The organism is Alicyclobacillus cycloheptanicus (assembly GCF_028751525.1).
GTDB lineage: Bacteria > Bacillota > Bacilli > Alicyclobacillales > Alicyclobacillaceae > Alicyclobacillus_L > Alicyclobacillus_L cycloheptanicus.
The window spans coordinates 1385996-1405925 of the sequence record NZ_CP067097.1; the positions used below are offsets into that span (position 1 = coordinate 1385996).

13 protein-coding genes, 1 tRNA gene, 2 pseudogenes and 1 CRISPR repeat array (1 of these 17 only partly in view) are annotated in these 19930 nt (G+C 54.2%); of the genes and pseudogenes, 15 read left to right on the plus strand and 1 reads right to left on the minus strand.

Translation table 11 applies throughout. The features are described 5' to 3' along the window. The first annotated feature begins 66 nt into the window (after positions 1–66). The 6 genes from JI721_RS06350 (at position 67) to JI721_RS06375 (ending at position 4911) form a co-directional block, all read left to right on the plus strand. Positions 67–531 carry a hypothetical protein gene (locus JI721_RS06350; RefSeq protein ID WP_274457216.1) on the plus strand — a complete coding sequence of 155 codons (465 nt, stop codon included), beginning with the start codon at positions 67–69 and terminating at the stop codon, positions 529–531. 130 nt (positions 532–661) lie between these two features. Next, positions 662–1780 carry a substrate-binding domain-containing protein gene (locus tag JI721_RS06355; RefSeq protein WP_274457217.1) on the plus strand — a complete coding sequence of 373 codons (1119 nt, stop codon included), beginning with the start codon at positions 662–664 and terminating at the stop codon, positions 1778–1780. A 21-nt stretch (positions 1781–1801) separates the two neighbouring features. Further along, the gene (locus JI721_RS06360) at positions 1802–2830 is read left to right on the plus strand and encodes an extracellular solute-binding protein (protein WP_274457218.1); all 1029 of its coding nucleotides are present in this window, start codon (positions 1802–1804) and stop codon (positions 2828–2830) included. Between the two features lie 11 nt (positions 2831–2841). Then, positions 2842–3624, plus strand: coding sequence for an ABC transporter permease subunit (locus JI721_RS06365; RefSeq protein ID WP_274457219.1), 783 nt, complete (start codon positions 2842–2844; stop codon positions 3622–3624). Then, positions 3605–4624: an ABC transporter ATP-binding protein gene (locus JI721_RS06370; RefSeq protein WP_274457220.1), complete on the plus strand. Its 1020-nt coding sequence runs from the start codon at positions 3605–3607 to the stop codon at positions 4622–4624. The genes JI721_RS06365 and JI721_RS06370 overlap by 20 nt, the downstream gene beginning before the upstream one ends. A 208-nt stretch (positions 4625–4832) precedes the next feature. Further along, a tRNA-Arg gene (locus tag JI721_RS06375) sits at positions 4833–4911 on the plus strand. A 611-nt stretch (positions 4912–5522) separates the two neighbouring features. Here the strand turns inward: JI721_RS06375 and JI721_RS06380 are convergent. Next, positions 5523–5744: pseudogene (locus JI721_RS06380) on the minus strand (ATP-binding protein); the annotation flags it as partial. 56 nt (positions 5745–5800) lie between these two features. On the opposite strand from JI721_RS06380, the pseudogene JI721_RS06385 reads away from it, so the two are divergent. The 9 genes and pseudogenes from JI721_RS06385 to cas2 all read left to right on the plus strand — a co-directional run. After that, positions 5801–6885 (plus strand): annotated as a pseudogene (locus tag JI721_RS06385) (IS3 family transposase); the annotation flags it as partial. A 728-nt stretch (positions 6886–7613) separates the two neighbouring features. After that, positions 7614–8372, plus strand: coding sequence for a CRISPR-associated endoribonuclease Cas6 (gene cas6 / locus JI721_RS06390; protein WP_274457221.1), 759 nt, complete (start codon positions 7614–7616; stop codon positions 8370–8372). A gap of 5 nt (positions 8373–8377) precedes the next feature. Next, entirely contained in the window at positions 8378–10429 is a 2052-nt protein-coding gene (gene cas8b, locus JI721_RS06395) for a type I-B CRISPR-associated protein Cas8b/Csh1 (RefSeq protein WP_274457222.1), read from the plus strand. Between the two features lie 2 nt (positions 10430–10431). Next, positions 10432–11379 (plus strand): type I-B CRISPR-associated protein Cas7/Csh2, encoded by a 948-nt coding sequence (cas7b, locus tag JI721_RS06400; RefSeq protein ID WP_274457223.1) that lies wholly within the window; start codon positions 10432–10434, stop codon positions 11377–11379. Next, entirely contained in the window at positions 11376–12170 is a 795-nt protein-coding gene (gene cas5, locus JI721_RS06405; protein WP_274457224.1) for a CRISPR-associated protein Cas5, read from the plus strand. The genes cas7b and cas5 overlap by 4 nt, the downstream gene beginning before the upstream one ends. Beyond that, the gene (gene cas3, locus JI721_RS06410; protein WP_274457225.1) at positions 12167–14653 is read left to right on the plus strand and encodes a CRISPR-associated helicase Cas3'; all 2487 of its coding nucleotides are present in this window, start codon (positions 12167–12169) and stop codon (positions 14651–14653) included. Before cas5 ends, cas3 begins: the two co-directional genes overlap by 4 nt. A gap of 19 nt (positions 14654–14672) precedes the next feature. Next, on the plus strand, positions 14673–15188 hold the full coding sequence (gene cas4, locus JI721_RS06415) for a CRISPR-associated protein Cas4 (protein WP_274457226.1): 516 nt from the start codon (positions 14673–14675) through the stop codon (positions 15186–15188). 37 nt (positions 15189–15225) lie between these two features. Further along, the gene (cas1b, locus tag JI721_RS06420) at positions 15226–16221 is read left to right on the plus strand and encodes a type I-B CRISPR-associated endonuclease Cas1b (protein ID WP_274457227.1); all 996 of its coding nucleotides are present in this window, start codon (positions 15226–15228) and stop codon (positions 16219–16221) included. Between the two features lie 13 nt (positions 16222–16234). Beyond that, positions 16235–16498 carry a CRISPR-associated endonuclease Cas2 gene (cas2, locus tag JI721_RS06425; RefSeq protein ID WP_274457228.1) on the plus strand — a complete coding sequence of 88 codons (264 nt, stop codon included), beginning with the start codon at positions 16235–16237 and terminating at the stop codon, positions 16496–16498. Positions 16499–16699: 201 nt separating this feature from the next. Next, positions 16700–19930: direct repeats of the CRISPR family, unit length 30 nt; unit sequence GTTGATAGCCTGCCTTAGAGGGATCGAAAC; it runs 2664 nt beyond the window's last position.

Here is a 19930-nt window from a genome sequence, read left to right on the forward strand (position 1 = left end):
TTGTGAGCTGATTGCGAACCGTTTGTGGAAACCCATGGACGGAGTCCATCCCGAAGGAGGCCGCTTGTGCGCCTATCTCACCTCACCCTTGATTTGACAGCGCAGGACCTGACTGAACTTGTTCGTGACTTTTCGGTGGAGGACAAAATCATGTTCGACACCATCACCGAAGACGGCATCCGCGGACGCATCAAGCTGATGGTGTGGAGCGTGGACTTTGTCGCCGTCCCCTCCTGCACCGAAGAAGGCGAGGTATCCATCGACATCACCGCCCACAAACTTGTGCAGATCCCGCCCGGAATTGTCGAACGCCAGCTCCGCGAAGCGGTCAAAGACGCCCCGGCCGGCATTGGCGTCCTGCAGCAGGCGCTGAAGGTCCACCTGCCATCGCTGCTCAGCCCGCTGGGGATTTCGATGACGGTGCGCCAGTTGAAGTGTTACGACGGATTTCTCCGCATCGCGCTGGCCCGCGTGCAGCTGCCGCCGCCCGGTGACCTGATGGCGCTCGGGAAGCGCAGAACAAACAACTGATCGTACAGAACAGCCAACCCTCGGGTTGGCTGTTTTCATGCGATGACAAGAAAAAATATTTTATAGTGACAATTATAGTTTACATTTAAGTCTATTTTACTTTACAATTCATTCAGAAGGGGGTGAACGCTTGTTAGAAAACCGAGTTCGCTCCTTGCGCCGCCGCGCAGGGATGTCACAGGCTGAGCTGGCGGAGCGCATCCAGGTTTCCAGGCAAACGATTCATGCCATCGAATCGGGCGATGTCATCCCCAGCACGCTCATTGCCCTGCGGTTGGCCAAGGTGTTTGGGGTCAGCGTGGAGGACGTGTTTGCTGAGCAGACGGACGCGCAAACCAATGTGGCGTTTGCCGGCGCTTCGGACCTGGCGCCAGGGGACCGTGTCATCACGACGGACATCGGGGGGCGGCGTATCGCGCACCCGGTCAGGCTTGAGCTTGGACAGCCCATCCCGACTGCCCAGCAGGTGCAGATTGTCTCCAGACGCCTGGACGATGACAGGGTCGAGCTGGCCGGGTACGGACACAATCAGCCCGCTTCGTGGACCGTGGTGTGCGGCTGTGACCCGTCGCTGGGCTTGTTGACGTCCTATGCGACCAGCGCCTCATCCGAGGCGCAAGCGTATTGGAAATCGGGCAATAATGCGACCGCGATGCAATGGCTCCGGCAAGGCGCAATTCACATTGCCGCAACCCACACGGCGGCCCATCTGGCACCTCACACCGCCGTGGACGCACAGGACCTGTGGCGCATGGAGGAACCTTGCTACCGGATTCACCTCGCAAACGCGGAACTCGGATGGGTGGTCAAACGCGGCAACCCCTGCGGGTTTGCGGATGCGCATGACCTGGCAGACGGCCGCATCCGCCTGGTCAACCGCCCCATCGGCGCCGGCGCGCGCAAGCTCCTGGACGAGCGGCTGCAGGCGTTCGGGGTCGACCCGGCTGCCGTATCCCAATACGAGTGGACCGTTGCCGGACATGCCCAGGTTGCGATGGCCGTGGAAGCGGGCGCGGCTGACGTCGGGATCGCCACGGCCAGTGCGGCGTATACGATGGATCTCGACTTCATCCCGATTCAGGAAGAAGCGTGCCACCTGTGGATTCTCGAGTCCAACTTTAACAACCCGGGTGTCCAGCGACTGCTCGACTACCTCGCATCGGATGTGTTCCGCTGGGACCTGGCACACTTTGGTCCGTACGATGTGACGAAAACCGGGGAAATGAACCACATCCCATCGACACGATGAAAACGAAAGAGAGTGTGTAACTTGCCCAAAAAATCACTGTTTCTTGCTTCGATTGGTATTGCAGCCTGTTTGGCCCTGGCCGGATGCGGAACCACCAGCAACGGGACCGCCAATTCAGCCAACACGACCTCTGCGAATTCGACGGGGACGACCGCGGGTGCAAAAGGCACGGCGGACGTCGCCTATGCAGGTTCCCTCCAACTGACCAATGACCAGTACGTCGCGCCAGCGTTCGAAAAGGCGACGGGATTGGCCTATAAAGGGTACGGCCAGGGCGCGGACGCGGTCGCGAACCTCATCAAGTCCGGACAAATCACGCCGAATGTGTTTGACAGCATTGGCACTGGCCCGATTGAGAAGGTGGGCACCGATAAAGCCGACTGGGCCATCGGTTTCGCCAGTTCACCGCTCGTCATCGTCTACTCCAAGCAGTCCCCGTACGCCAGTCAGCTCGAGCAAATCGCCAACGGAACCAAGCCCCTCAAGGACTTGTTCACGTTGATGGAGCAGCCCAACTTCCATTTGGGCAGAACCGACCCGAATCAAGACCCGCAGGGACAGTACTTTGTCATGATGCTGCATCTGGCCGAAAAGCAGTTCAATCTGCCCGCGGGGACGGCCAACAAGATTCTCGGGTCGCTCGACAATTCCCAGCAGGTCTATCAGGAGACGGACATTCTGTCCCGCCTGCAGGCCGGAGAGATGGACGCGTCGAGCGCGTACTTGCCACAGGCGATTCAGCAGCATCTGCCCTATATCAAGCTGCCGGACACCATCAACATGGGCAATCCAGCCGATGCGAAGCTGTACGCCTCGGAGAGCCTGAAACTGTCTGACGGCTCGACCGTGACCGGTTCTCCCATCGAAATCTACGTCACCGGCATCAAAGGCACGCCCGATCAATCCGCAGGCACTGCATTCATCAAGTTCGCCTTGTCCAAGCAAGGGCTCGCCATCTATCGTAAAATGGGTTATACCATCACACCGTTTCAAGTGTGGGGCAACAAGTCGGATATTCCGCAGTCCATCGAGCAGGAGATTACAGGATAGCTGGGTTGGTCATGAGGATTTTTTCTACCACCATTTTGATTCTCGCAGCCTTGGCTGCCACGAGTTTTTTGCTGCTGCCAGTCATCGCGCTGCTGCTGCACGTCTCGTGGCCAGGTCTGTGGGGGATTTGGACAACATACGGCGGTGAGCCCTGGCGCTTGTCGCTGGAGACAACGCTCATCACCATGCTCATTGTGCTGGTGGTCGGTACACCGATTGGGTGGCTGCTGGCGCGGGGGAAGAGCCGGCTGTGGAAGTTGGTTGAATACCTGCTGCTCATCCCCCTGCTCATGCCGCCGCTGGTGATTGGCTTGCTGCTCGTGTACTTTTACGGACCCTATGGATTCATTGGCGGGGCGCTAGCGCACTGGCATATCGCCGTTCTGAATACAGCGCTGGCTGTGGTCATCGCCCAAGTTTACGAAGCCATCCCGTATTACATTTTCTCCGTGCAAGGTGCGCTTCGTCAGGTCGATCCGGGGTACGAACGACTCTCTTACTCCCTTGGCGTACCGCCCGGCAGAACCTTTTGGCGGGTCACCCTGCCGCTTGCGATGCCGGGCGTCACCGTCGGGCTGACGATGGCGTTCGCACGGGCCATTGGTGCCTACGGCGCCATCATCGTGGTCGCCTACAACCCGCATACCCTGCCCGTCAGTATTTGGGTGGCCTTAGAAGAACAGGGACTGCCCGTGGCCCTGCCATTAGCCCTGTTGCTGCTTGTCACCGCGTTGCCATTGCCGTTGGCCACAGTCCTTTGGAGGCGAAACCAGCATGCTGCAGCTGAGTCTTGAACTCCCGCGCAAACCATTCACGATTTCCATCCAGGAGCTGACCGTCGAAACAGGTTCTACCCTGTGCCTGTTCGGCCCGTCCGGGTCCGGCAAGTCCAGCATCCTGTCGGTGATTGCAGGCTTTGAGACAGGCTGCCAAAGCGCCTATCTCGCGGTGAACGGCCGTGTCCTCATCGACACCAGCAAACATCCCCGCATTTCCTGCCCGCCCTGGCGCCGGAACATCGCGTACATGGAGCAGTCCGCCCGCCTGTTTCCCCACTTGACCGTCGAGCAAAACATCCTGTATGGGACGCGGCGCGATGTCGACCGAGCGTGGATCACGACCATCATCGAAGCCACTGGCCTCCAGCAGGAGCTCCGCACCCATCCCAGCCGCCTGTCCGGGGGCATGTCACAGCGCGTTGCGCTCGCGCGCGCCCTCGCCACCAAACCCAATGTTCTGTTGCTCGATGAGCCGTTTTCCGCGCTCGATTGGCTCTCCCGGAGATCCTTACAGGACCTCATCCGAGAGGTACGCGCCCGGTTCTCGATGACCATCATTCTTGTCACGCACCAGTTCACCGAAGCGCAGCGGCTCGCCGACCACATCGCCCTGATGGACCAAGGCAAAATCCTTCAGGTCGGCTCCCCACGCGAACTGATTGAGCAGCCAGCTTCATGGCGTGCCGCAGCCTTGGTGGGGTACACGTCGAGGATTGAAGCACCAGACGGCGCATCGCTGTGGATGCATCCGGACAGAGTCGTGATGGGCCATAAACCCGGCCTCGGCACCCCCATCCCCGTCGTCGTCGAAGACGTCACCTGGCACGAAGGCCGCCAGCAAGTCACCCTGTCTGTTCGCCCCCCATGGCAGGCATCCGGTACGATGGAAGTGAACCTGCCGCCAACAGAGGCCGTGCAAATCGGCGAACCCATGGAGATCACAGTCCTGTCACCCCGCCAACAGGAATCATCCCTGGCGGACCTGGCGGAGCCGACGAATCAGCTCGTGTGGTGAGGGGTGGGCCGCAGGCTGAAAGGCGGAGCGGGTGTGGTGGAGCGATTGCGTTGGGGCGGGGGCTGCAGCGCGGCTGCTGCGGCCAACAGGAGAAGTTTCCTTTGCTTCAGAGGGCCGTGGTTCGGTATAATGGAGCGTAACACGACGGCTTCTGACGGATGACAAATGACCCGCAGAGGGTTGACACGCGGAAGCAGAGCCAAAACATGCACCCGTAGCTCAGTCGGATAGAGCGGTGGTTTCCTAAACCGCGTCTTGCGGGGGTTCGAGTCCCTCCGGGTGCGCCAGAGAATCGTTATGTAGTGCGTGATTCTCAAGGTTTTGAGAATCACGCACTTTTGTTTATTGGAGGTTCGTGCCCATATGTTGCCCATATGGGTTTTCAAGTGTGGGAACCGAGACGGACAAAATGGTATCAAACGTTTCGGCAGCCTCATCTTGCATTGACTCTAAGACGTGGTTATAAATGTCCAGGGTTACGCTAATGCTTTCGTGACCGGGAATGGGGATGGCTGAAATTAAAAGGTCAGGTTTTGTTCTATTGATTCTGGGGATTCTGGTGATTTTAGTTGTAGTTTTTGCAGTTGCTTCGAAACCTAAGCAATCTGATTTTGTTCGTTGGATAAATAAGCAATACCCGCAAGAGGCCCTTGCCTTGAAATCTGATACAACCACTAGATCGTATGGTATATTTGAGATATTTAGGACGACCACGGATACAGAAACTGTGGTCACAATGGGTGTGTTTGGACATTTTTTGATCCTGAGTCGTACAATGAATTGACATCAGTGTCAACAACGGATTTAATTCCTCACAAAAATCGGGTTGATTTCCCCAAAAACACCGGTTTGGATTTCCTCAAAACCATCGCTTAAAATTCCCCGGACATATGTTCGGTTAGTCTTTCACCTCCTCTTGCAGGGCATGGGTTACGCCCGCCTTGAGTTTGTCCTTCATTCGGTAGCTGTTTCCGCGTATGTTGACCGTTGTCGCGTGGTGAAGCAATCGGTCAAGGAGAGCAGATGCCAGCACTTGGTCGCCAAACATGGTCCCCCAGTTGGTGAAACTTGTATTGGATGTGATGATCATCGCTCCCTGTTCATAGCGCTCAGAGACTATAGTGGTCCCGGGATTCAAGACAACTGAAAAGGGACCGGTTAAGCTACAATATGGCTATGAGAAAACACTACACTGCATCATTCAAAGCACAAGTCGTCCTGGAGCTTCTCAAAGAGGAGAAGACCATCGCCCAACTTTCATCAGAGTATGGCGTACACGCCACGATGCTCCATCGGTGGACAACACTGCTGTGGAGAACTTGTCCAGCGCCTTCGAGGACGAGGGCAAGAAAAACAGCGCTGCCGTGCAGAAGGAGCATGAAAAGGAAACGTCCGAACTCTATGCGAAAATTGGTCGCTTAACCACCGAGGTTGAGTGGCTCAAAAAAATCTGGCATCAAACCGAACTAAGGCTCAACGCGTCTCCATGGTTGATCACGACAGTGACGAGCTCTCGGTCTCCAGACAGGCGGAGTTGCTCAGCCTGAACCGGACAAGCCTTTACTACAAGCCCGCGGGCATCTCATACGAAGAGCTCCGCCTGCATCGTCGCATTGACGAGATATACACAGAGCGCCCGGTTTCAGGCAGCCGTTACATTACAGCGATTCTACGGCGGGAAGGCTGGTCATCAACCGCAAGCGCGTGGTGCGCTGCATGAGGGACATGGGGATTGCTGGCGTCAGTCCTGGACCGAACCTGAGCAAGCGGAATCTGGCTCACAAGATTTATCCGTACCTGCTAACGGGCGTAATGGCCAGCCGCCCGAATCACAACTGGTCAATCGACATCACGTATGTTCGGCTAAAACACGGATGGATGTACTTGGTGGCCGTCATTGACTGGTATTCACGCTACATCGTGAGTTGGGAACTTGACCAGGCGCTTGAGATTGCGCAGACGGCTTTGAACCACACCAGGCCGGAGATCTGGAACAGCGACCAAGGTAGCCACTTCATCAGCCTCAGTACACAAGCATGCTCAAGGAATCCGAGGTACGAAACAGCATGGACGGAAAGAACAGGGCTGTGGATAACATTTTCATCGAGCGGTCCTGGCGAATGCTGAAGTACCAGGAAGTGTACACAAAAGAGTACACCACAGCAAGGGAGGCGAGGGAATCCATCAGAACATTCATACAAAAGCACAATCACGAGCGACCACATCAATCGCTCAGATATCACACGCCGGCTGAGATCTACTTGATGGGGATGAAGCCTGAAGACCCAATCCCTACTACCGCTCTCCTAAATACATATATCGGATCACCGTCTTGCTCCATGCCATACAAATGAAGTGCTATGGCCTCACGAGCGTTCCTCACAGCCTCCTCTGTCGTACGTCCGCACGGCAAGTAACCGGGGAAGTTTGCCGAGCATGGCAGTTTCCATCTGTCCGATCTCGATGCTTTGTCGGTTGAGCAGCGGCGGGTGCTGCTGTCGTGGATCAGCCGCTGCCTGGTCAACACGGCGCGGCGGTTTCGAACGGCGGACGGCGATTTCATGACGACATCCATCTCGATTTGCCCTGGTGACGGATGATAAATGAGTCTTCTCTCTCCTGCAGCCTCGAGGGTATGCAGCGACGCTTGGGCGTCAGCCAGCGGGCAAACGCAAAATTTGTCACAATTCCCGAACAAAAGGCAGGAAGTCATTGGCCAATGTAGAATTTCTTGCTTGAAATTGTTTGTTCGTAAACGAGCCCTCAAAGGCAGACTATTGATACATGTTGCGTGCTGGCAAACAACAACTAATGTTTCGAGTCCTTGAAGGGAGACTGTGAGATGTATCTTAGCACGGTTTCGCGGGGGTTCCAATGGAAGATAAAAGTCACGACGCATCAAAAAGTATTAATTAGGTGTTGCATGCCACGAAATGATTCCATATAATCAGAGTACAGTTACTTCATTCAATTTGGAGGAGGTGAAACCATGCGTGTCGTGTTGGAATTTGCACCTAAGGGGGCGCTGCGGTTACCGATGCACTACAATGCTGCGCTCCACGGCGTGTTATATCGCCATCTCAGCGATAACCGCATGCGTGACCAGTTGCATGACCACGGGCTGCACCGCGTCGGGAGCAAACCTGTCAAGTTGTTCACGTTCTCGCGGTTGATGGGGGAGTATGAAATCGATAGTAAGGAAAAGACCATCACGTTTCAGGGGCCAGTGCGATGGGTAGTCTCCAGTGCTGTGGATCAAGTGATCTACGATCTGTCGATGACATTGCTCAAGGCGGGTCGGATTTCGCTGCACGGTACGGAGGTGCAGGTGCGGACGGCGAGTCTGGAAAGATATTCAGGGACCGTCACGCAGGGGCAGATTCGTCTGATGTCGCCGATTACGGTTTACCGTACTCTCAACTTGCCGAACGGCCGCAAGTACACTCAGTACTACTCGCCAGGCACACCGGAGTTCACAGAACTGATGAGGAAAAATCTGCTCCTCAAAGCCTCTGCGCTGGGTCTGGAGGTTACGGAGGCTGATGCGGCGTTTGACTTGATTCCGGTCGATCAGGCACACATGAAGGAGCGCATTGTACTGTTTCGCGATACGCCCGTTCATGCATGGGATGGGAACTTTCGCGTTCAGGGGACGCCGAAAATGTTGGCGTTGGCTTGGAATGCGGGGCTTTGCATGAAAAACTCGGATGGTTTCGGGTTATTCGACTTTTTCGCGCGAGGGAGGTGAGTGGGATGCTGGATGCCATGGTGAACTTGGGACGCATGTTAGCACGTGGTGAAGGGGACGAAAATCTCCTCCAAAGTTTGATTCAGCCGATGCCAAACGTTTCCGGAAAGGAGCCGTATGCGGTCTTCGTCAACTTGGATACCGAAGCCTGTAGGTTGGAGTTTCGGACCCAAGAGTGTCGGGAAAGTGATCGGGAACAGATTGCGCAGGAGTGGCTATGGGTTGGCAACGCGGCGGGGCCAAACAGTCCGCAGTGGACAGCCACAACCAATTCGCTCGGTTATCTCTTGTCTCAAACCTTGGTGAATCTTTACCGGATGTTGCCGGACAATGCTGCGCTAAAAGTGGAGGTTGGCGACGTGTTGGCGCAATTCGCCGTAGACCTTGGACCGCAGCCAGGTTCAGAAGAACGCTACCGATATGTGCTGGATGTTGTACAACTGGGCGCTCTCCCGTCGGAAGACTGGGAGGAGTTAGCTGCCTCTTGCCGAGTGGAATCAGAGGGCAGCATTCGGGGAAAGTCCTTCGTTCCAAATTTGGAGAAAGCAGTGATGAAGGCAGCTCAACTGACGGCGAATCGTATCCCTCTATGGACGTTCTGTATCAACGGGCAGCGGGTGGCTGACCACCCGGATTATCGTCAATTGGTGTTGCGCGACCGGGTTCAGGGGGTGTTCGACGAGGCTACACAGGGCGTGTGTTCCGCCTGTGGAGCCGAGGCGTTGGTCACGCCGAACTTTACGAGGATGAAGTTCAAGTACTACAACACAGACAAAATTTCCTTTGCCAGCGGTGTGGATAAAAAGCGGTTCCATCGCAATCTCGTGCTCTGCCAAAACTGTTATCAGGCGCTGCTGGCGGCGGAAGCTTTTGTCCATGGGCAAATGCGTACCCGTGTTGGGCACCTGCGATTTTATGTGATTCCCGAGATCTTCGGGGCTGTGGAAGACGTCAACGTGCGAGAGTGGGGCAACATCGTGCAGCGGACTGTCCAATCGGTGCTCAACTTTGAAAGCGTCGCCACGTTGGAAGATGAAATGGAACAGATTCGGGAGGAGTTTTCGAATCTGGGATATGCGGTGAATTTGTTGTTCCACGTGTGGAACAACGCGGAGCTTCGCTTGTACAACTTGGTTCGAGATGTGCCCAAGGCGCGGTTTGACTTGCTGCGCCGAACCTTCCGGCGCTATGGGCGGGTGGCCGTAGATTTGCTTGGGATCCCCGCATCAGAGTCCAAGTATTGGGTTCCTGACTTCCGGGCGTTGTACCGACTGATTCCCGTGACACAGACCAATCGTGCACAAGAGTATCGGCGTATGCTGCAGTTGTTTGATGCGTTGTTGACTGGACAAGCCATATCGTACCGAACGTTGATGGAATCATTCTGCCGATTGATTCAAATTCATCGATTTGGTCGATATGCGGCCACGAATGTGTCGGCGCCGCGCGCAGGATATGAATTATCACAATTAACAAATGACGTGCTTCTGGCCAACGTGATATTATCCATGCTTCAAGAACTGGGGCAATTGGCGGGGGCGCCTTTCAAACGGGAGGGAATCGATGTGGAAAGAGATACGCCACTGGATGGAGACGCGTTTCTGCAGGAAGTAGGCTATCGCCCAGCGCAAGAGGCGCTATTCTGGTTGGGTGCCGCAATTGCCAGCGTGGCCAACGCGCAGCGGAACAATCGTCTAGATTCGATGCCTGTGTTGGAAAAAATCAATTATCGGGGTATGAATGCAAGTGACATCATTCGATTGGTGGGAAAGGTTGAGGAAGCGTTCCAGCAGTATAAGCTATTCAATTGGCCGAAGGAATCCAATGTATTGTTCCGTATGCATCTTGCCTTTGCACAGGTGCTAGAAACGAATCCTCCGCGTTGGAAGCCGGAGCACCGATTGACCGATGAAGAAGCTGTGTTCTATATCTTGTCTGGACTTGCATTTCGTCGAAGACAATTTTTTGGTAAGCGGAACAAGGAAACCCTGTCTACGGACGAACCGTCTGCAGCGCTTTATACACCAAATAATGATGTACAAAGGGAGGAAGCGTAAACATGAACAATAGTGAACTGCTGTTTCTTTATGATGCTCAATTGGCAAACCCCAATGGTGATCCAGACGACGAAAACCGCCCGCGCATGGATTACCAGTCGCGACGCAATCTGGTGAGTGACGTCCGGCTCAAACGCTACATACGTGATTACCTTCAGGATGCCGGACACGAACTGTATGTAGCACAGCCACGTCAGGGAGAAGTCGTGACCGCGGACAAGCGGCTGCAGACTGTACTGGGCGGGAAAAAGCCGACGGTCAAGGATTTGCCTGAGATTCTTGATCAACTCATGGACATCCGGCTGTTTGGCGCAACCATGCCGATCAAAGGGGAGGGAGGCGGCGCTGGTTCTTCAATTCAAGTGACAGGGCCGGTGCAATTCACCTGGGGATACTCTCTGAATCACGTGGACCTCGTGAATTCGTATACCATCAGTTCTCGATTCAGTTCCCAGGATGAGAAGAACCAAGGTACTTTTGGGAAAGACTATCGTGTCTACTATTCTCTGCTCACGTTTGCGGGAGTGGTCAGCGGTAAACGAGCGGAGATCAGCCGCTTGACGGAGTCCGACTTGGCTTGGCTGGACCAAGCGTTGGTAGAGGCGATTCCACTGCAGACCACACGCAGCAAAATCGGTCAGTTTCCACGCCTGTACATGCGTGTGGAATATGTAGATGACCGCACGGTGCTCGGGGATTGGCGGGAACTGTTGGATCTCGACGAGAAGGAGAATCTGCGCAGTACTGCTGACGTTCGGCTGCGGGTGGATCGGTTGGTGGCCCGGATTACAGAAGCCAGGGCGCGAATCGCGGCAGTGCATCTGTGGCAGCATCCGGATTTTCGTGTCTGGTATGGTGCGGAGTCCGTGCGATTGGCCGATGTCATCGATTCAGCCGCCGCAGGACTGGTGGTTCCGGTTGAGACTGGGTTGAAAGCGGGATCACAATGACAATACAAGCAGGCGGCATGGTCGTTTTTGAGCTCAGCGGCAGGATGGCACATTTCCGAAAAATCCACACGAACTCGTCGTCCTTGACCTATCTCTTGCCGCCAAGAACAACACTCAGCGGAATCGTGGCCGCCATTTTGGGGCTTGAGCGGGACACGTACTACGAGCATCTGGGTCCGACACAAGCGAGACTGACGGCGTCATTGCGCACTCCCGTACGCACGGTGATACAGACCATGAACAACCTGTTTGTGAAATCCCCCTCGGAGGTATCGGGGGGAAGCGGTCACACGCAGGTACCTACAGAACTGGTGGTACCGGAAGTGGCGTCGGAGCAGTTGGTGTATCGTGTGTACTTCTCTCATGCAGACCAAGCAGTCATGGAAACCTTGGCTGGGAGAGTGGCGGCACAGATGCCGGCATATCCGATATCCCTTGGCACAGCGCCGATGCTCGCTTCAATCCGACTGGTGGAAGTGCTTGCGGCTCATCAGCTGGAACGCATACCACCAGGAGTGGATCTCTCGTTGATGACGCCCTGTTTGATGGAGGATGTGCTGGGGTGGACGGATGTTGTCGACCCGTTCGGGACGGGGGTACAGGTCATCAAGGATTTGATGCCGTACAGTTTTGGCCCTGGCCGAAGCCGCGGGTGGAACCGGGAGTTTCTGGTCGAGCGCAAGGGACAACCGCTGCCAGTCCGGCTGCGGTGTCAGGCGTGGCGACTGACCTATGAGAATCAAGAGAGTGAAATGGTTGCTTTTGCGGAGGATGGTGGTTCGGCACGATGAGTGTGCTTTCTCACATTCGGCGGGATGCGGACGGCAACGTGGTTTCTACGACTCTTCTCGCTACACATCTTCAAGCCGTGGCCAGTGCTGCTCGTGCAGCATTGGTCTCCGGCGATGAAACGTTGCAGCGACTGGGGGCTCTGGCGGGGCTGACCCATGATTTCGGAAAATTCACGTCTTATTTTCAATCCTATTTGCAAACCGGCATGCCACATCCCAAGGGACTTCAACAACACGCGTTCATTTCAGCGCTGTACGCAGCTTTTACGGCGTATCGTGCACAGAAAGAACATGCGTGGCTGTCTGCATGGGACCCACTCCTGATTTATTTGGCAGTGAAGCATCACCATGGGGACTTCCTGAACCTCGATTTGGACGTGGGTCGTCAGTTCATGCGCGGTCCGGATCCACTCGCGATTTCGAATGCATTGGCAGATCCGTTGGATAGGACGAGTCAGCAGATTCAGGATTTAACGCCGCGTTTGGCGATCGTCGAGCAAGCGTTGCTTGAAGCGGCAAGCGTTGTACAGGACTGGCTTCCACCAGACTGGCAGCCGAACGTCGCTGCGTTCTTGCAGTACGGATGGTGGCAGACCTTTGACCAACTGGTCAAGGATGCGCGCGTCTACCGACGCACTGCCGAGCGAGAAGGTCACATCCAGTATATCCGTCTGCTCGGTTGTTTTTCCGCGTTGATCGACGCGGACAAGCGTGATGCAGCGCAATTGGAGAGTGGGCAACGCCCGGCGGTTCCCACGCGGATTGTGGACGATTACGTACACCGGAATTTTTCTGCCGATTCATCCATGGCAAATGTACGACGGGGCCTGTATGAGCAAGTCACTGAACGGGCTTCGGCACATGCCCGTGCCCGGTTGTTCACCCTCACGGCACCGACCGGGAGCGGTAAAACCCTGTCGGCGCTGGCTGCGGCGATGCAGTTGCGCAGACATGCGGTGGAGCAAGGCCGTATGGCGCCCCGTATCATTTACGCGATGCCGTTCACCAGCATTATCGATCAGAATGCGGGCGTACTGCGCAGCGTTCTGTCCGCAGTGGACGGATTTACGAATAATGAGTCCCAATATTTATTGGTGCATCATCACCTCGCGCCTGTTCAGGCACAGCGGGATGGTGTCGAGCGGCCGGTGGATGAGGCGTTGATGTTGCAGGAAGCGTGGGACAGCGAGTTCATCGTCACGACCTATGTTCAGCTTTTCGACACGCTGCTGGGTTATCGCAATCGCGCACTCAAGCGCTTCCACCGTTTGACCAACGCCATTCTCATTTTGGACGAGGTCCAGAGCTTGCCAGCAGAATACTGGCCATTGATAGGGAAGGTACTTGAATTAGCGGCTCGTACCAGCAATGTCCAGGTGATTTTGATGACGGCAACTCAACCGCGCTTCCTGACCGCCGAGGCGGTGGAACTGGCTGGAGATGAGAAGGAAGTGGCACAGCGGTTTACGGCGCTAGACAGGGTCGATCTACATGTTGATTTGTTCCCACTTTCGATCGACGCGTTTGTCGACGCATTTTTGGACGAGTACGATCCGCAGCAGTCCTATCTCCTTATCTTTAATACGATTCACACGTCCATCGAGGTTTTTCAACGCTTGCAGCAACGCTTGGGTGGTGCAAATGCGTACATGTCGTACTTGTCTGGCAACGTCGTACCGGTGATGCGCAGAGAGCGAGTGGACTCATTAAGGGCGACCACCCAACCGGTGTTGATTGTGGCCACGCAGGTGGTGGAAGCCGGGGTTGATTTGGACGTACACGTGGTTTACCGCGAACTGGCACCGTTGGATGCGGTCGTGCAATCGGCTGGACGTTGCAATCGAAACAACACACGGGGTCGACGAGGAGCGGTTCGAGTCTTTCAATTGCAGCCGGAGTCAGGCAGACGTCCCTCCATGGAGGTTGTGTACAAACGATTTAAAGCTGAGGCCACGATGCGTACGCTGCGAAAGTATGTGGAAGATGAACAGCGAGGTATGATTCGCGAGGCGGAACTTCCCAGACTGGTTACGGATTACTTTCAAGCGCTTTCAGAACAGATTTCTTCAGGAGATAGCTCGCAAATCTGGCAAGCGGTCTCCGAGTTGAATTTTGCCCCTGGTGGAAATCACGAGCGTCTTGCTGTGTGCGATTTTCAACTGATTACGGAGTATCCATCATATGTGAACCTGTTTGTGGAATGCAATGATACTGCGGCGGAGCTGTGGGCGTGGTATCAGGACGATGTACGGAGAGAACCGGATTGGCGTCGTCGTCAGGAGAATTATCTCCGTCGCAAGGCCGAATTTCACGGGTATATCCTATCAGTGCATCGGAAACGGGCACTCGCGCTCGGCGCCAAGCCAGCGGATGAGGACGTGGATGGGCTTTGGTATCTACCTGGGGTTGGCGGTGATCACGCCTATTATGACCCGATGACGGGGTTAGCGTATCATCCCGAAGACGTAGCGCTCATGCTTTGAAAGACGAGGGGTGATTTTGGTGGCAGACACAGTTCCAGATGAAGTACACGTCACCGGCACGCTGGTGTGGTACTACCATGTCTGCCCGCGCGAGGCCTGGTTGATGTCGCGGCAACTGACGCCCGACGAAGAAGATGACAACATTCGCATCGGTCGTCTGATTCATGAGGAGTCGTATGTTCGCTTTGCACGTGAGGTGACCACCGCAGCAGGAAAGATGGACAGGCTTGTGCGTCGGGATGGCCAGTGGGTGGTGTATGAAGTTAAGAAAAGCTCCCGCCATGAAGTGTCAGCCCGGATGCAACTGTTGTACTACCTCCTCCAATTGCATGAAGATGGCGTGGAGGCGGTAGGGGAACTGCATTTTCCGGAGGAGAGACGCGTGGTACGGGTGACGTTAGGACCCTCGGAGATGTGTGAAATTCAAAATACGGTGAAGGAAATTCAAACCCTGATGTCACAGCCCTTACCACCGCCGCCAAAGCGGATCCCCGTATGTCGTCAATGTGCGTATGCGGAGTTCTGCTGGGCGTGAGGACCCTAGTGATGGCGTGACGCCGGGAGGCAAGACCATGGTAGAGAAAAGTCTTTACATTTTTTCAAACGGAGAATTGAAACGAAAGGATAACACCCTGTTCTTCGAAACGACAGAAGGCAAGAAGTTTATTCCGATCACGACGGTACGGGAGATCTTTCTTTTTGGAGAGGTTACGTTCAACTCCAAGGTACTCGATTTCTTGTCCCAGCAACAGGCGCTTGTGCACTATTTCAACCATTACGGGTATTATTCCGGTACGATGTATCCTAGGGAGCGAATTGTGTCGGGTGATATGATTCTTCGGCAGGCTGAGCACTACTTGGATACGAGCCGTCGCGTGGCGATTGCACAGCGTTTTGTTCAAGGAGCTGCACAAAATTTGCGTCGAGTATTAAAGTACTACCAAGGGCGGGGGAGGGATGTCGAAAATCCGCTGGACAAGATTGAATCCTTGATACCCTCAGTATCGTCGTATGATGATGTGAATCAATTGATGGCTATCGAGGGAAACATTCGGGAGGCTTACTACCAGGCGTTCAATTCGATATTATCCAACGCGTACTTTCGGTTCGAAGGGAGAACAAAACGTCCGCCGAAAAGTCCCCTCAACGCGCTCATCAGTTTTGGAAATTCGATGCTTTACACGACGGTCCTCAGCGAAATCTACAAAACACATTTGGATCCGAGGATTGGTTATCTTCATGCGACGAATTTTCGGCGTTTTACACTCAACTTAGATGTCGCCGAGATCTTTAAACCGATTTTGGTCGACAGAATCATTTTTTCGATGATTGACAAAGGCATGCTGAAGGCGTCGCATTTCGTGAAGGCATCCGAAGGCATCTTTCTCAATGATGCTGGTAGAGGTGCATTCGTCAAGCAATGGGACGAACGGCTTCAACAAACGATACAAGTGCGCGAACTCGGTAGATCTGTGTCTTATCGCAGATTGATCCGCATGGAGCTGTACAAACTGGAAAAGCACCTTCTGGAAGAAAAGGTATATGTCCCGTTTGCGGCACGTTGGTAACGGAGGCGGCGCAATGTTTGTCATTGTCATGTACGACGTTCACGTCAAGCGTGTTGCCAAGGTCTTAAAGACGTGTCGGAGATATCTCTATTGGGTGCAAAACTCCGTACTTGAAGGAGAGATTTCCAAGGCTGACTTTGCAGCTCTGAAGCGAGAGCTTGCTGAAATTATTTCACCCGATCACGACTCAGTCCTCTTCTACACTTTCCGTACGACGCGGTATACGAGTCGTGAGAGCATTGGCATACAAAAGGGAGGGGAAGATCGGTTCCTGTGAGCCTGACTAATGCGGGCCCTGGTCGGTCCAACATGTCGTCGGTCATGGGTCTCGCCAAAATGCCGGGGGATCGACGACAGGCCCCTACACACCGATTTGCCAATTACAGCGCTGGTGTTTACCAATTTGCTAGCTGACTGATAAGATGGTGATGGACTGGACAATGCAGTTGAAATTGGCGTGTTGATGCGGTGGAAGTGGGTTGATAGCCTGCCTTAGAGGGATCGAAACCCCGTGAGCGCCTTCCACACTAGCTGTATTCTCGTAGTTGATAGCCTGCCTTAGAGGGATCGAAACTATCCCATCCGCAATGAACGGCGTAATGATGCACGAGTTGATAGCCTGCCTTAGAGGGATCGAAACTCTTCCATCATCAAGGGCAACCATACCCCGCCCCGCGTTGATAGCCTGCCTTAGAGGGATCGAAACTTCGACAGCATAAAGCGTGCACATGGGCCGACGCCGTTGTTGATAGCCTGCCTTAGAGGGATCGAAACGACAATCACAGTCCTGCTAGTTGTCGTACCACCCTTGAGTTGATAGCCTGCCTTAGAGGGATCGAAACTCGACTACGAAATTCGCCGCGCTGTCGCACTCTTGGCGTTGATAGCCTGCCTTAGAGGGATCGAAACCACGGCAACAGGCCCGGTCATAGTCTTCCAGTCACGTTGATAGCCTGCCTTAGAGGGATCGAAACTTCGCGCCGCCCGTCGTCGCATAGTCGACGAAGTAGTGTTGATAGCCTGCCTTAGAGGGATCGAAACTCCGCAATGAGTCCCTGCGTGCGTCCTGCCTCAACAAGTTGATAGCCTGCCTTAGAGGGATCGAAACTCGCGTTCGGTTGGGTATCCCTCCGGCGGTGTGCGGTGTGTTGATAGCCTGCCTTAGAGGGATCGAAACGTGTATAGAGACGCATTGTGCGGGTCGACACCTTCGTTGATAGCCTGCCTTAGAGGGATCGAAACCAGAATCGGCCAAGGCAGACGACCCCTGCAGGCGTTAGTTGATAGCCTGCCTTAGAGGGATCGAAACCTGGCTGCGTCCTGCCAGTTCTTGAACGGGTCGTGTTGATAGCCTGCCTTAGAGGGATCGAAACTCCAACTGGTCCTCGTGACCCTCAATCATCATGAGCCCCGTTGATAGCCTGCCTTAGAGGGATCGAAACAAGTCTACGCGAGGGTGATTGAGCTTTCTATCTGCGTTGATAGCCTGCCTTAGAGGGATCGAAACCGTCGAAACGACCGATCACATCTCCAGAGGAATCCTCAGTTGATAGCCTGCCTTAGAGGGATCGAAACTACGACGAAAATGGTGTGTATAACGAAGGCATCACGTTGATAGCCTGCCTTAGAGGGATCGAAACCGGTGGCTCCGTCGGTAATCGCCGTTGCCAGCGTTCCAGGTTGATAGCCTGCCTTAGAGGGATCGAAACTGTCTTGCGACCGCCTGTAGTGGACTTTCCATTCTCAGTTGATAGCCTGCCTTAGAGGGATCGAAACTCCTGCGTCGGCCAGATAAGTCCAACGGCTTCGCAAAGTTGATAGCCTGCCTTAGAGGGATCGAAACGGAGTTGTGGCCTTCAGGAACGGATTTCAAGGTAACGTTGATAGCCTGCCTTAGAGGGATCGAAACAACGGCATCACATTCGACAGCCAAGCGGAGCGGAATAGTTGATAGCCTGCCTTAGAGGGATCGAAACACGAACTTGACGCCGCAGAAGCGGAGATACAGCGTCTGTTGATAGCCTGCCTTAGAGGGATCGAAACCCGCTATATTTGGGGCGTGGACAGCAAGGCTGGCTACAGTTGATAGCCTGCCTTAGAGGGATCGAAACATCGTGTCTCCAATGGTGTACAATGACACCAAATACGTTGATAGCCTGCCTTAGAGGGATCGAAACATCGCATGTTGGCGTATTGCGCGTCATTGTCGCCATGTTGATAGCCTGCCTTAGAGGGATCGAAACTGTATCGTCGCGCCGACACTTTTACGTATACTTCATCGTTGATAGCCTGCCTTAGAGGGATCGAAACATTCAAAAATCAATAGTCCATGAATCCCTGTCAAAGTTGATAGCCTGCCTTAGAGGGATCGAAACTCATTCAACGCTTCAGCAAGCGCAAAAATGGCGTGACGTTGATAGCCTGCCTTAGAGGGATCGAAACCAGATCATATGGACTTTTTCAATGACGAACAACGGGCGCGTTGATAGCCTGCCTTAGAGGGATCGAAACAAGTAATGGATTTACGTTATGGTGTCTATTCGTCCGCGTTGATAGCCTGCCTTAGAGGGATCGAAACCCAGATAGTGAAGCGTTACAAATGTTGAAACAAAAGTTGATAGCCTGCCTTAGAGGGATCGAAACTTTTGACGAAGAAAGCGCGAAAATGGCATATATGAGTTGATAGCCTGCCTTAGAGGGATCGAAACCATATAATCCATACCATGAATCACGCGCAAACATGGGTTGATAGCCTGCCTTAGAGGGATCGAAACTCGCTCCCACAGAACCTGATTTTCTTCTGTGGCTTTGTTGATAGCCTGCCTTAGAGGGATCGAAACCATTTTCAATCCCTCCGTTAGTTTGTAAAATCCTGGTTGATAGCCTGCCTTAGAGGGATCGAAACTTTCCGCCCGTGATGGTGGAGAAGGAATCAGACCTGTACGTTGATAGCCTGCCTTAGAGGGATCGAAACGCCTGCAGTGCGGCCTTTTCGTCGGCACCCGTCAGGGTTGATAGCCTGCCTTAGAGGGATCGAAACAGGCTGGTCGCTCCATATTCGTGCCGCTGTAACCGTCGTTGATAGCCTGCCTTAGAGGGATCGAAACATGAGGACCCCGAATGGCTCGATCTGTGGGAAGCCGGTTGATAGCCTGCCTTAGAGGGATCGAAACATGTCCGTCAGAGGGGCTGATGTGCTGTACTGATCCCGTTGATAGCCTGCCTTAGAGGGATCGAAACTTGTTCCAGATGAGCTATCTGAACTGTATGAACAGGCAGTTGATAGCCTGCCTTAGAGGGATCGAAACCTGGCTGCGTCCTGCCAGTTCTTGAACGGGTCGTCAGTTGATAGCCTGCCTTAGAGGGATCGAAACAAAGATTCCCGGTGTGCCTTTCATCGTGTCGGAGTAGAGTTGATAGCCTGCCTTAGAGGGATCGAAACGAGATCACTTCCGACTTACCATGGCGTGGCGGCATGAGTTGATAGCCTGCCTTAGAGGGATCGAAACTCGCAAGCCTACCGAAAAGCGCAGGATGCACGAAAGTGTTGATAGCCTGCCTTAGAGGGATCGAAACTCACGCCATTCGTCGGCGCTGATGATCCCGTTCTGTTGATAGCCTGCCTTAGAGGGATCGAAACAGAAATCCGAGGCCGAAGCACACACAGCGTATGTCAGTTGATAGCCTGCCTTAGAGGGATCGAAACACG